Raw genomic sequence first — 13,128 nt, 5'->3', positions numbered from 1 at the left:
TATTTCAACTTATAGGTAAACGTTCTTATGGATGAATTTGTGGCATATATCATTAAAAATCTTGTTTCTAAACCAGAAGAAATTTCAGTGTCTTCTTTTCTCAATGAAGAGACAATTCGTATCGAAATTCATGTGGCAAAAGAAGATATAGGTAAGGTAATCGGTCGTCGTGGGAATACGATTAATGCTTTGCGTTCTATTGTACGTACTGTAGCCACTCGACTTGGGAAAAAAATTCAGCTTGATTTAGTCCAATCAAATGAGGAGCTAGATCATGAAGCTGTAGAGATTGAGAACGATTCTCATACTCAAAATGCAAATGAATTGATTGAAGAAGAAGCTAGTCTATTGAATTAATTGTTTAAATAGTAATAATTCCTTCAAAAGGACAAAAACTTTATGGAAATGCATGTTGAAGAAAAAGGTGATGTGATTGTTGTGCGTGTAAATGGTCGATTGGATGCGGCCTCTTCACCGCAACTAGAAAAAAAATTGAATTCAATTATTGACTCAGGACATTTTAAAATTATTCTGAATTTTTCTGGTGTTGAATATTTGAGTAGTGCTGGGATGCGTTTAATGCTTTCTATTTCTAAGAAACTCAAGCATTTAGAGGGAAAGTTTATGGCTTGTTCTATCAACCAGGAAGTTATGGAAGTGATCAAAATGGCAGGTTTTCATCAAATTCTCAGTCTTTATCCTAATGAAGAAGAGAGCTTTAGCCATTTATGAGATTAAATAGTGTATTCTTCTGCTCCAAAATGTGAAGAAAATCCCGCGCTCTTTTCTCCTTCAACTCCAACTCTTTCTCTTGAAAAGAAAAGTAAGGATCTAACCAAATGTCCATCTCCAAAAGTGATTTTGCTTGCTGGACCAACTGGATCTGGTAAAACTGAACTCTCTTTGATTTTAGCAGAGATGTTAAAGGGAGAAATCGTCTCTGCTGATTCGATACAAGTTTACAGAGGGATGGATATTGGAACAGCAAAAGTCTCCGAAAAAGATCGATTGCGTATTCCTCATCATCTCATTGATATTCGTCATATCCAAGAAAGTTTCAACGTAGTAGATTTCTATTTTGAAGCAAAGCAATCTATTAATTCTATTTTAGCTCGTAACCGTATTCCTATTGTTGTAGGGGGGTCGGGTTTTTATTTTCGTGTACTAATTAATGGTCCTCCACAAGGTCCCCCTTCTTTTTCTGATCTACGCGATGCTCTCAAAAAAGAGATGGACACTTTGGGACATGAAGCAATGTATCAAAGACTCAAAAAGGCTGATCCTAAATATGCAGCATCCATTACTGCAAATGATCGTCAAAAAGTCATTCGCGCTCTTGAAATTCTCATTTTGACTGGAGATAAAGTCAGTAAAATTCAATGGACCCGTCAATCTGCTTATCGAGATTATACCTATCACAGTTGGTTTATTTATCATCCTCGTGAGATACTCTATCCAAACCTCGATATTCGTTGTGAACAAATGATAGAAGCTGGACTCATTGAAGAGGTAGAAGAACTGGAAACACAAGGCTTAAGGATGAATGTATCAGCTTCTCAGGCCATTGGCTATCGGCAATGCCTTACATTTCTTGAGAGTTCAAAAAGTCCACAGGAATACAAAAATTTTTTGCAAAAATTTAAGATCGCATCACGCCACTATGCAAAAAGGCAATTTACATGGTTTCGAAAAGAACCGATTTTTCAATGGCTTGATATCAATGTTCATGATCTTGAAATTATAGCTGAAATCATTGCGGATGAATTTAATTCTGCAATTTAAAAAATATCTAGCTTATGTTCTAGACTTCTTGGTAGAAAAAAATCCAACCACTTCTTCTGAAAATCATTTAATTTTGATGAAATGCTGGATGGTTAAGAATCTTTTCTAACTCGTAAACACGTGCTCCTTTTAAAAGAACGATATCTCCTGGTTTCACTTGTTGAACTAAAGAGAACTCAAGTGCCTCACGGGTTTCAAAAAACTCAACATGTTTTTTCTTTTCTAACCAAATTTTATGCATTATTTTACAATAGTCGCCAAGGCACATCAGATGATCGATATATTTTAAAGCTACTTTGCCAATCAAGGCATGGGCCTCCTCTGTATAGGTTCCTAACGCATTCATTTCACTCAAAACTCCAATCACTTTATTCCCTATTTGAGCTTTAGGGAGATTTTCTAATGCTGCTTTCATTGAATCGGGATTGGCATTATAGGCATCATTAATAAATGTTACCCCTTGTCTGACAATTTTTTCAAACCTCATGGGTGGCAATTGAATGAAAGCAGCTCTTTTTCGAATCAATGACCAAGAAATGTTTAATGCTCTTGCAATAGCTACAGCAGCAAGAAAATTTTGATAATGTGCTTTCATTGGAAGAGAGAGAGGAATCTCAACACAATGGTTTTCCTTAGGGTATATTCGTACCCCATTCGTCACTACTTCTAAATAATAATCTGCTTGCTTAGAGGTGATAGAAAATGTGTTTTTTCGACAGCTACCCGTACTATAAACCTCTTTAAAATACTCAATATCTTGATGCAAAAAACCTAACTCTGTCTTTGGATGAGAAAAAATGGAGGCTTTTTCTCGACTAATGCCTGCAAGGCCATCAGAAAAATTGACTGCATGTTGAATAGCTACTGTAGTAATGATGGCAATATCTGGAGGGGCAATTGAGATCAGATTTTTCAGATCTCCTTTATTTGACATGCCCATCTCAAGAATCAGGTAATCCTCTGTTCCATCAGCTAACAAAATACTTAAAGGAAGTGTGACTTGTGAATTGTAACTAAGAGGGCTAGAGAAAATTTTGAAACTAGACTGCATTAATGTAGTGATAAAACCTTTCACAGTTGTTTTACCTACAGAACCAGTAACTGCAATCACTTTAGAAGCTCTTTTTTCTAAAATCTTTCGAGCTAAATTCTGGAGAAATACAAGAACATTTGGTACATAAAGTAACGGAATACCGTAAGATGGACCACGATAATCTTCTCTTACTATAGCACCCGCTGCTCCTTGGTTTGCAATGACTTCAATGAAATTATGGCCATCACATCTGCTTCCAGTTAAAGCAAAGAAAAGATCTCCTGGTTGTAATCTACGACTATCAATGGCAAATCCTGTGATCATTACCTCACTTGGTTGGGATAGATCAAGATATTTTGCTAAATCCTTAAATGAAATTGGCTTCATTGCATCACTTTTCTATTGAATTGACCCAACACATAGATCAAATTTCATTTGTTTTTATATGTCATGATTGCTACGATTTTGATTCTATTAAGAATATAAAGACAAATGAAAGCCTGTCAATAGTAGTGGAAATTTCGCTATATAAATCTAGTCATTTCTTATTTTGAAAGAGAGTCTTTTGCATGGCTTATAACCTAGAAATTTTTAATATTCTAAATTTTTCATCGCTTTTCAAAATATGTGTCAAATTTGTCAAGCGGTCTCTATTTCGATATTTTGCAAAACAAATGGTGGTATAGCCAAGCGGTAAGGCAGAGGCCTGCAAAGCCTCCATTCCCCAGTTCGAATCTGGGTGCCACCTTTTTCTAATCTAAAAAGGTTTCCTGTTTTGTTGTATTTAATAGCGACTCCTATTGGGAATCTAGCTGATTTTTCTTTTCGAGCAATAAAAACAATTCAAACACTCGATTATTTACTATGCGAAGATACAAGAAAAACACGTATCCTCTTAAATCACTATGAATTAAGCATTCCTCTTAAGAGTTTTCATAGCTATAATGAAAAGAAAAATCTTCCAAAGATTTTAGAAGATATTCGTACAGGGAAGCAAATCGGATTAGTTTCGGATGCAGGGACACCAGCTATTTCTGATCCTGGAATCAGACTAGTCGCTGAATGTCGAAAAGAAGGGATCACTGTTGTTCCTATCCCTGGAGCCTGTGCTGCAATTGCTGGCTTAGTAGCTTCAGGATTAGATACAACTCGCTTTCAATTTCTAGGTTTTCTTCCTCGAAAGAAAGGGAAATTAATTCGAATATTTCAAGAAATTCTTAACTACCCAGGCTCTACAATCTGCTATGAATCCCCTTTTCGTCTTGTAGCTTCATTAAAAATTTTAGCTGAAATTGATCCAATGCGCTGTTGTGCAGTCGCACGTGAGTTAACAAAAAAATTCGAAGAAGTGACAAATGGAACAGCCGCAGATCTTGTTGAACACTTTTCTAAAAAACCCCCTAAAGGTGAAATTATATTGCTGGTCTCTAGCTGACATGGTATACTTCTTTTCTCTAGAATTAAATCATTTTTTATAAGGTAGGTGTCTATGTCAGAAGCAAAGGAAATTATTTTTGAGCAAGAAGCAAGAGATAAACTAGCTAGAGGGATCGAGCAACTGGCAAATATTGTAGGTCCTACCTTGGGTCCTAAGGGAAGAAATGTTGGATTAGAAAAGAGCTGGGGAGCTCCTACTATTACAAATGATGGGAATAGTATTGTCAAAGATGTTGAACTCCCTGATCAGTATGAAAATATGGGAGTCTCTATGGCACAAGAAGTCGCTGCCAAGTTAAAAGATAAATGTGGAGATGGAACCACAACAGGAACGCTTCTTCTTAATTACCTCGTCAAAAAAGGCAATAAATCCATTGCTACTGGGATTAGTCCTATTGAAATTAAACGAGGCATTGATAAAGGGGTAGCAGCAATTGTTGAAGAACTCGAAAAAATGGCGATCCCTTTAAATGGACATCAAGATACACAGAATATTGCTACTGTTTCTGCATCTGGGAATGAAGAAATTGGTCATTATATCGCAAATGCAATTGAAAAAGTTGGTAAAGAAGGTGTTGTGACTATTGAAGAGGCAAAAGGAACTGAAACAAAGATTGAAATGGTCGAGGGAATGCAATTTGATCGTGGTTATGTCAGTCCCTATTTCGTCACCAACCAAGAGAAGATGACGATTGAGATAGAAAATCCTTATCTTCTACTAGTCGATAAAAAGATCTCTTCCATTCAAGAGATGATGCCTATCCTTCAAGCGGTAGCAGCATCTGGACGTGATCTTTTAATCATCAGTGAAGATCTTGAAAATGATGTGTTAGCCACCTTAGTGGTTAACAAAATCCGTGGGATATTAAAAGTCACAGCTGTTAAATCCCCAGGATTTGGTGATCGACGTAAAGCGATGTTAGAAGATATTGCAACTCTTACTGGAGCTACCGTAATCTCTGAAGAAGCTGGTGTTTATTTAAAGGATGCAAATCTTGAGCTTCTTGGATCTTGCAATCGCGCACTTATTACAAAAGAAACCACCACCCTTGTAGGTGGAAGGGGCACCACAAAATCCATTGAAGCACGAATTGCCCAAATTGAAGCAGAGCATGATCAAGTCACAAGCTCTTACGATAAGGAAAAATTGATGGAGCGTAAAGCAAAACTCAAAGGAGGTGTTGCTGTCATTTATGTTGGAGCAGCGACCGAACCTGAACTTAAACAAAAAAAACAAATGTTTGAAGATAGCCTTAGCTCGACAAAAGCAGCATTAGCTGAAGGAATTGTTCCCGGGGGAGGGGTTGCGCTATTACGTGCAAGTCGTGTGATTCAATCCCTAAAAATCGAAAACGATGAAATTCATGGAGCCAATTTAGTTGCAGCAGCATGTGAAACACCGGTTTATCAAATTGTAGCGAATACTGGACAAGATGGTGCGGTCATAGTTTCTCAGTTAAAAAAAGAAAAAGATGCTATGGGTTTTAATGCACGTAACGAAAAAATTGAAGATCTCATCAAAGCAGGTGTGATCGATCCTGTCAAAGTAACGAAGAATTGTCTACTGCATGCAGCTTCTGTAGCAGGGATGGTTCTTATTTCAGAAGCTTTGATCGGAGATGCTCCTGAGGATGAAGAGAAATAAGACTCGGTGGGATTTTCCCACCGTATTTTATTATCCACTAACATGATCTCCTCTTATCTAAAAAAATATAGAAATGCTGAAAGTTGCCCATCTCTCTGATCTTCATTTTTCCCATCCGACCTTCAATCCTAGTCAATTTATCAATAAAAGATGGATCGGTAATCTGAATTTGCTCTTTTTTAGAAAATATCTCTACGACACCAAACATCTTCTTCATCTACCTCAATTCTTTGACTCTCTGAATGTCGATCATGTGTGTATTACAGGAGACTTTTCTTCACTTTCTCTAGACTCAGAATTCAGAGAAAGTAAAGCTTTTGTGGATTCCTTCTCCCAACCAGTCTACTTTCTTCCTGGGAACCATGATTGCTATACTAAGGCAGTGGAAAAAACAAGGCGGTTTTATCATTTTTTCCCTTCTGAAGATCTTAAAAATCAACGTATAGAAAAAAAATATCTTGGGAAAGGTTGGTGGTGGATTGGCCTCGACTGTGCAGTTGCTACTCCCCCTTTTTACTCTTTAGGACTTTTTTCAAGTACTATGAAAAAAGCACTAAAACAAATTTTAGATTGTATTCCTCTCCACGAACATGTCATCATAGGAAATCATTTCCCTCTCTATCCGACTCATCGACCCATGCATGATTTACAAGGTGCTCATCTACTACAACAAATTTTAAAAAACTATCCACAAGTTAAACTCTATCTTCATGGTCATGATCATAAATACTATATTCAAGAAGAAAGGAAAGAAGGACTCCCCCTAGTTTTTAACAGTGGCTCTGTAGCACACCGATCTAATGGAACATTCTATCTTTTTCAACTCAATGAAAAAGAATGCTTAGTTGACCATTTCATTCTAGATAACAACAGAAAAACATGTTCCTGGGTGGTTAACTGGCAAAAACGCTTTACTTACAATGCCTAATCTAACTGGATGTAAGAGAAAATTTTCTAAATAATGCTCAATACTGATGGTCTAAGATTCTTTTCGCTAATTCATAATCTGAAGGAGGAGTTTTTGAAGCTATTTTCACTTTTTCAGGACGAATCTCAGCCATCGCCTTCAGTTTTTCAACCCAAATTCTTTTTTTTTCTGAATCAGATGAAATGGAAAGCAAGTCAACAGAACGAGAAACAGCGATCTCTTCTTTTTTTTGGATCTTGCGAATAAATATAGCCTTACGAATCTCTGAAATCTTTTCCATAAGCATTTGTATAACAAAATGTAAATCACCTGTCAATTTTCAAATAAAAATATTCTAACTCTACTTTAGAAAAAGTTATTAAATATGAGATTTAAATGAAAAAAAATATAAAAAATATTTTTCATTAATTTTTCAAAAAAAAAAAATAGATTAAAATACATACAATATCATAAAATTATTATTACAAATTTTCAATAAAGGTGGAATTATGGCTAGTATCAATTCCAGTTTACGAACATACGATACATTTCAAAATACAAGGACAACTCCAAAACAGAAAAATACTAGATCTCTAGTCGTAAAACTCCGAAACACTATGTTGGCTATATATGGTATAGCTATTTTTATCATTGGATCTCTTGGAATTGCAGGAATTTTGCCCAGATTAACTGTCGGATATTCTTTCATTGGAGGAGCAGTTGTTGACCGCTTAGTCCAGCTAGTGACTAGTCATTTCAGTCGTAAAGCTGCAGATGTGCGTATGTACATATTAGAAATAGTATATCCTGCCCTTCTCGTGGTTGCAGGAAGCTTAGGAATTGCAGGTTTGATTAATGGAGTACAGTTGGGTTGGGTCCCGGTAGGATTAAGCATTGGATTCATGGGATTATGGATTGTAGGCATAATTGTGCTCAACGTTCTAGGGTGTTGTGGTTGTGTTTAGCGTCACTGATAGAATTAGCCATGAGTTCGTCAGCTGTAAAATTCAATATCATAAAGATTGCAATCATTTCATCTTTTGGAGTCGCAGGACTGTTTTCTGACTCAACGATTATATGATCTTATATTGAGCAGGTATTGCTAATATCTTACTAGTCCTAACTAGGTATTGATAAAAATTACCCATGTGACTGTTATCAGTACTTGCTCCTATTATTGTAAAACCATAGGATCAATAGGTTCAATGGCCTTAAAAGCCACAGTATGCTAAAATAGATTTTAGAAGTTTTCACTAGAGATTGGATTATGGAGAATACCAGTTCAATAATGCAAAATCAGCAAAATGGATTATTCCCAGATGGATTATTCCCAGATGGATTATTCTCAGATGGATTATTCTCAGAACAAAAAAATCCTTTAGTTGTAGTCTTGAGAATCGTACACGGTATAGCTCTTTTGATCCTTGCATCTCTTGGAGCTGCAAGACTACTTGTATCTTTTGGTCCAATCGGACCCGGACCAATTATCGGATCCTGTGTAATTTTGTATGGTATTAGTGACTTCGTAGCCGAACTAGCGAATGATAAAAGACGTAATACACGCCTATTAATGACAGTTCTTGCTTATGCGGTGATAGGAGGCTTAGGAATTGCAGGTGTGATTAATGCAGTACAGCTTAGTTGGGTAATCTTAGGATTAGCGATTGGAGCAACAGGTGTGTTGTGCCTAGTTTTGCCCGTGATGTATGTAAAAAAAAGGAACCGGATATTACGATCGTAAAAATCACGATTTTCTGACTCCATGATCGGATGGTCTTATATTGGGTAGGTATTGTTAATACCTTTATTCGTCCTACTAGGTATTTTACCTATGGTCATTGTGGGTGCTGTTGCATTGTGGTGCCTTGTAAACATAATAAGAATCTATAATTGACTTCTTAATTTTGGAATTCAGTCTTATTATGAAATTTTAATTTATAAAATAGAATTGAAAGATTAACTAGATATAGTTTTTATTTTAAAATTTTTATAAGCTAAATAAGCAATATCTCATTATATCGATAGTAAATCTAAGAAATGTAGATGCATCGATGCCAGAAATAACGCAACCAAACTCCAAACGCTTGGTCGTTTTAAGTCATATGGTATACTACACACCATAACCTTCAAACTACTATTATCATTGCATCTCTTGGCATGGAATATTGATTCGCTTAACCATCGGATGCGCTTTCATAGGGTTATCTTTGGTTGGTTATGGCTAGTTGATGGTTTCTAATCTCATGATGCTGTTTCTAAAAAAAATTTAAATAAAAGATTTTGATTGATGAATTAAAGTATATTTATGTAATTAAAAATTAATAAAAATGTAATTAAATTATTGTTTAAAATATATAATCCTGTAAGGAGGTTAAGGTATGTCTAATATCCAGCCAACTACGAGAGCACAAAATGCAGATTTGACAAGAACCCAAAAATATAAAATAGCTTTATGTATTTCTCTACTCGTTATGAGTATACTCACTATTATTGCGATTGGATGGGCTGGAATTGCGGGTGTGATTCCTGGCTCAACTCTTGGGTACTCTTTGTTTGGGATAGGTATTGTTAGCAGCTTAACCATGCTTTGCTGGGTTGGTAGAACGGCAAATATAAAGAAATTATCACTAGTATTGGCCCCTCTTCTTATTTGTGGGGTGATAGGAGGCTTAGGAATTGCAGGTGTGATTCCTGGACCACAGCTTGGTGGGACAATGGCAGGATCAATTCTTATAGCAATTTTAATAGCGAAGGCTGTGGTAGAATTTTTCTATCGTAGGATGATGCGTGATCTGGATTTGTATGGGAGGACGTTAAATAATCGCATGAATTCTTACACCGTTATAGCTGCCGCTGGATAATTAACTGCCCTTCTGTCTACCATCTTTTGTACTTTTTAGATTTTTGCCATCTGTCTTATTCTTCATAGAGAGGTAGTGGATATAACAAACCATCTTTTCAAAGAAATAAGATTGATTTACTTTCAAAAATACGTGTCTTCCTTTTATCAAGACTTTCCCTGAGGTGTGGGCTCAAAGGGATCTCTAACCTAAATTCATTGTAGGTCTGACAAATCCGAATGTTACTTCTGTTTTTTGATAAAAGCATCTAAAATTTCTTCTAAATCCAATTTTTCCGTAGAAGAATAAATTAGATCATAGCCAAACAATGCTTCTCTCTTATGAGTCGTTTCAAGGGCTACAACAAAAGCCCCTGCTGTGCGTCCTGCTGTAATGCCGGCTGGTGCATCTTCAAATACGACACAATCACAAGGGCTATACCCTAGCTGTTTGGCTGCAGCAATAAATATATCAGGAGCGGGTTTACCATGTTCTACCTCTTCTCCAGATAGATAACTATCAAAATAACGACCTAGTGGTGTTGAATTTAGACACATCTCTAAATTTTCCCTTGGCGCTGAAGAAGCAATCGTATGAGGAATAGCCGCCGTAATGACTTTCTGTAAAAAAGCTTCCATACCAGGTAAGAGAGAGAGGTTGTTAAAGGCAAATGTGCGAAAAAATTTTTCTTTTTGCTTTGCCCACTCTATATGCTGTATTTTAGACACATGAGGGAAAGAAGTCTGTAAAATAAGATCATTACATTTTCCAAAACTTTCAATAAACTCCTTGCGGGTGATTTTAAATGTTGGATCTTCTTCCATCAAACGCATCCAAGATTCCCAATGCAATTCACGACTATCGATCAACACACCATCATTATCGAATAAGAACCCAATCTTCATTCACTCTTCTCCCATTCAAAAGGAAGAATCTGATCAATTGTATCGATATCATGACGCAACATCATTAATCGATCGAAACCCACCGCTACTCCACAGCATTGAGGTAATCCTCTACCTAAAGCCTCCAAAAATAAAGGATCAATAGGATAGATCTTTTTCCCCAAGGAAAGACGCTCTTGGTTATTATGTTCTAATCGTTTCCTTTGTTCTTCTTGATCACGCAGTTCATAATACCCGTTTGCTAACTCTAATCCTTTGTAAAAAACTTCAAAACGCAAGGCAATTCCGTTTTGAATCTCAGAAAGGGCAGCTTCTTCAGGAGGGAAATCAGTGATGACTGTTGCATCAAGATGGGGTTCAATCTCAAAAGCCAAAAGACGATCTCTATCTTTTTGAGATTCTGGATAATATCCAAGATAATGCAAAAACAGTTCTCGATAACTAAAATATGTGAAGATAGGTTTTTTAGAAAAAAAAAGATGAATAAATGCGAGCGTCTCTTCCACCATTTGCTCAAACAAGAAGCCACAGCGATACCATTCAATCATTGTGAATTCTGGCGTATGGTATGCACCCTTTTCTTCATTACGAAAAACATGTGAAATTTGATAGATATCGCCAATTCCTTCTGATAAAAGACGCTTCATTCCATATTCTGGTGAACTATGCAAAAAGACTCTTTCTCCTAAACAGATGGCCTCAATCAATTCAATGTGAGGATCAACAGAACCATATCTACTTAAAATAGGCACATCTACTTCTATGACCTCTCTCTCAGCAAAAAATGTACGTGTATGGCTAAGCATCACCGAGCGATCACGTAAAAGAGCCACTCTATTTGTTAACTCGAGAGACATATTCCCCATTACGTGTATCAATTTTTATAATTTCTCCCTGTTCAATAAAAATCGGGACTTGGATCAGAGCACCTGTTGAGATAGTAGCTGGTTTTAGGACACGGCCAGCACTTGTATCTCCACGGATCCCAGGATGAGTCTCTATAATTTCTAATTCCATAAAGGTAGGAGGTTCTACAGTGACGGGTTCATTTTTATAAAAAACAATTTTATATATCACATCCTCTACTAGCCATTTTTTCATATCTTCAATTTTTTCAAGAGAAATCGTCATTTGATCATAAGTTTCATCATCCATAAAAGTCGCCTCTCCTGTATCAATATATAAGAGACGCATCTCAGATTCACGCACATCAGCTTCTTCGAATGTTTCACCTGACTTAAATGTTTTTTCTATCACACGCCCTGTTAATAAATGTTTCATCCGAACACGATTAAATGCTTGCCCTTTCCCTGGTTTGACAAATTCATTCTTCACAATCATGTAGGGTTGTCCTTCTATTTCAATTTTCAAACCACTACGAAATTCACTTGTATTGACTTGAGCCATGATTTTCTCCTTATTAACAAACCTGAATTATGGGAAAGCCCATATCAAGTGAGCGATAAGCTCCCTATTAGCATCGTTACATCTATTTTGGAAGAAAAATATCTTACCAAGAATCCTTTATAAAAATTAGGAGTGTATATAGCATAGGAGATTGAATCAATATCAGATGATATTTTAAGAAATATTTTTCTGTTTGATCCTATTTCAAGATAGATCAATAGTCAGTTTATGCATGAATTCTTCTAGAGAAACCAAATAAGGATTCTATTTGAAGGGATTGCTTGAAAAGTTTTGAAGGTTTAAAAGATAAACCATGAGTTTTTACGAAATTGATCCGCATGAAGCAGAAATTGCACGTGATACATTAGAACGGTATTCAGGGTCAGAAATTGACCGATTTGGCTCCTATCTTTTAATTACAAATTTTCATCGCTATATTCGTACCTTTGCGGAAACTTACCAAGTTCCTTTGATGGAAGGATCTATGTTTACTGCTGCTCATGCTCCAGAACATAATATTAGTATTATCGATTTTAAACTTGGTTCAGCAGCTGCAGCACTGATTGTTGATTTATGTTCCTTTCTTCCTAGAGTAAAATCTGCATTGATGTTGGGCATGTGCGGTGGACTACGACGCCATTATCATGTGGGTGACTATTTTATTCCTTTAGCTGCTATCCGTGGAGATGGAACTTCAGATTTTTACTTTCCTCCTGAGGTCCCTGCTTTGGGAAATTTTCTTATGCAAAAAGCAGCTACAGATATTCTTGATGAAGATCGTGCGCCTTACCATATTGGGATCACCCATACGACAAATATCCGTTTTTGGGAATTTAATGAAGCCTTTAAAGCACAACTTATTCAAACAAAAGCCCAAGCAATTGAAATGGAATGTGCCACTCTTTTTGCAGCTGGTTATCGACGTAAACTTCCTTTAGGAGCTCTTCTTCTGATTTCGGATCTCCCTCTCATCCGAGATGGTATCAAAACGAAACAGAGTGCTAAGCATATTTTTGACACCTATACAAGCGATCATTTAGAAAAAGGAGTTCGTACAATTTATCTGATGAAAAAAATGCTCAAACACAAAGCTAAAGGAGCATTTCGTGGAAAATCAGCTAAAACTGATATTTAATTTGAGTCTCTGCTATTGTTTATCATTTGATGTCTTA

At 36.4% G+C, this 13,128-nt stretch carries 14 protein-coding genes, 1 tRNA gene and 1 pseudogene; 11 read left to right on the top strand and 5 right to left on the bottom strand.

Annotated elements, in window-relative coordinates:
* The first annotated feature begins 27 nt into the window (after nucleotides 1-27).
* The 3 genes and pseudogenes from R3E91_04945 to miaA all read left to right on the top strand — a co-directional run bounded on the left by R3E91_04945 (nucleotide 28) and on the right by miaA (nucleotide 1,782).
* Nucleotides 28-255, top strand: a pseudogene (locus R3E91_04945) (KH domain-containing protein).
* Between the two features lie 144 nt (nucleotides 256-399).
* Nucleotides 400-732: an STAS domain-containing protein gene (locus tag R3E91_04940; GenBank protein MEZ5315534.1), complete on the top strand. Its 333-nt coding sequence runs from the start codon at nucleotides 400-402 to the stop codon at nucleotides 730-732.
* A gap of 9 nt (nucleotides 733-741) precedes the next feature.
* Entirely contained in the window at nucleotides 742-1,782 is a 1,041-nt protein-coding gene (gene miaA / locus R3E91_04935; GenBank protein MEZ5315533.1) for a tRNA (adenosine(37)-N6)-dimethylallyltransferase MiaA, read from the top strand.
* Between the two features lie 67 nt (nucleotides 1,783-1,849).
* Here the strand turns inward: miaA and murF are convergent, their stop codons facing one another.
* Nucleotides 1,850-3,202 carry a UDP-N-acetylmuramoyl-tripeptide--D-alanyl-D-alanine ligase gene (gene murF, locus R3E91_04930; GenBank protein MEZ5315532.1) on the bottom strand — a complete coding sequence of 451 codons (1,353 nt, stop codon included), beginning with the start codon at nucleotides 3,200-3,202 and terminating at the stop codon, nucleotides 1,850-1,852.
* A 289-nt stretch (nucleotides 3,203-3,491) separates the two neighbouring features.
* Here murF and R3E91_04925 point away from each other — a divergent pair.
* The 4 genes from R3E91_04925 to R3E91_04910 all read left to right on the top strand — a co-directional run bounded on the left by R3E91_04925 (nucleotide 3,492) and on the right by R3E91_04910 (nucleotide 6,825).
* Nucleotides 3,492-3,563 (top strand) — tRNA-Cys (locus tag R3E91_04925).
* A gap of 27 nt (nucleotides 3,564-3,590) precedes the next feature.
* Nucleotides 3,591-4,250 carry a 16S rRNA (cytidine(1402)-2'-O)-methyltransferase gene (rsmI, locus tag R3E91_04920; protein MEZ5315531.1) on the top strand — a complete coding sequence of 220 codons (660 nt, stop codon included), beginning with the start codon at nucleotides 3,591-3,593 and terminating at the stop codon, nucleotides 4,248-4,250.
* A 54-nt stretch (nucleotides 4,251-4,304) separates the two neighbouring features.
* Entirely contained in the window at nucleotides 4,305-5,897 is a 1,593-nt protein-coding gene (gene groL, locus R3E91_04915; GenBank protein MEZ5315530.1) for a chaperonin GroEL, read from the top strand.
* Between the two features lie 73 nt (nucleotides 5,898-5,970).
* Complete coding sequence (locus R3E91_04910) at nucleotides 5,971-6,825, top strand: metallophosphoesterase (GenBank protein MEZ5315529.1); 855 nt, start codon at nucleotides 5,971-5,973, stop codon at nucleotides 6,823-6,825.
* A gap of 37 nt (nucleotides 6,826-6,862) precedes the next feature.
* Here R3E91_04910 and R3E91_04905 read toward each other — a convergent pair whose 3' ends face one another.
* On the bottom strand, nucleotides 6,863-7,105 hold the full coding sequence (locus R3E91_04905; protein ID MEZ5315528.1) for a hypothetical protein: 243 nt from the start codon (nucleotides 7,103-7,105) through the stop codon (nucleotides 6,863-6,865).
* 208 nt (nucleotides 7,106-7,313) lie between these two features.
* Here R3E91_04905 and R3E91_04900 point away from each other — a divergent pair, with 208 nt between their 5' ends.
* The 3 genes from R3E91_04900 (at nucleotide 7,314) to R3E91_04890 (ending at nucleotide 9,665) form a co-directional block, all read left to right on the top strand.
* Nucleotides 7,314-7,769, top strand: a complete 456-nt coding sequence (locus tag R3E91_04900; GenBank protein ID MEZ5315527.1) for a hypothetical protein — start codon at nucleotides 7,314-7,316, stop codon at nucleotides 7,767-7,769.
* 323 nt (nucleotides 7,770-8,092) lie between these two features.
* The gene (locus tag R3E91_04895; GenBank protein MEZ5315526.1) at nucleotides 8,093-8,545 is read left to right on the top strand and encodes a hypothetical protein; all 453 of its coding nucleotides are present in this window, start codon (nucleotides 8,093-8,095) and stop codon (nucleotides 8,543-8,545) included.
* Between the two features lie 637 nt (nucleotides 8,546-9,182).
* On the top strand, nucleotides 9,183-9,665 hold the full coding sequence (locus tag R3E91_04890; GenBank protein ID MEZ5315525.1) for a hypothetical protein: 483 nt from the start codon (nucleotides 9,183-9,185) through the stop codon (nucleotides 9,663-9,665).
* Nucleotides 9,666-9,886: 221 nt separating this feature from the next.
* On the opposite strand, the gene R3E91_04885 is transcribed toward R3E91_04890, so the two are convergent.
* Genes R3E91_04885 through efp form a run of 3 tightly spaced genes read right to left on the bottom strand, consistent with a single transcriptional unit; the run spans nucleotide 9,887 to nucleotide 11,956 of the window.
* Entirely contained in the window at nucleotides 9,887-10,549 is a 663-nt protein-coding gene (locus R3E91_04885) for an HAD family phosphatase (protein ID MEZ5315524.1), read from the bottom strand.
* Nucleotides 10,546-11,406 carry an amino acid--tRNA ligase-related protein gene (locus R3E91_04880; protein MEZ5315523.1) on the bottom strand — a complete coding sequence of 287 codons (861 nt, stop codon included), beginning with the start codon at nucleotides 11,404-11,406 and terminating at the stop codon, nucleotides 10,546-10,548. The genes R3E91_04885 and R3E91_04880 overlap by 4 nt, the downstream gene beginning before the upstream one ends.
* On the bottom strand, nucleotides 11,384-11,956 hold the full coding sequence (gene efp / locus R3E91_04875; GenBank protein MEZ5315522.1) for an elongation factor P: 573 nt from the start codon (nucleotides 11,954-11,956) through the stop codon (nucleotides 11,384-11,386). Before efp ends, R3E91_04880 begins: the two co-directional genes overlap by 23 nt.
* A gap of 313 nt (nucleotides 11,957-12,269) precedes the next feature.
* Between efp and R3E91_04870 the strand changes: the two genes are divergently transcribed.
* Complete coding sequence (locus R3E91_04870) at nucleotides 12,270-13,091, top strand: AMP nucleosidase (protein MEZ5315521.1); 822 nt, start codon at nucleotides 12,270-12,272, stop codon at nucleotides 13,089-13,091.
* The last annotated feature ends 37 nt before the right edge of the window (nucleotides 13,092-13,128 follow it).

It is taken from the genome of Chlamydiales bacterium (genome assembly GCA_041395025.1).
Classification (GTDB): Bacteria; Chlamydiota; Chlamydiia; order Chlamydiales; family JAAKFR01; genus JAJACP01.
Note: the sequence above shows the minus strand (reverse complement) of the source record. Positions and strands in the feature narration are given on the sequence as shown.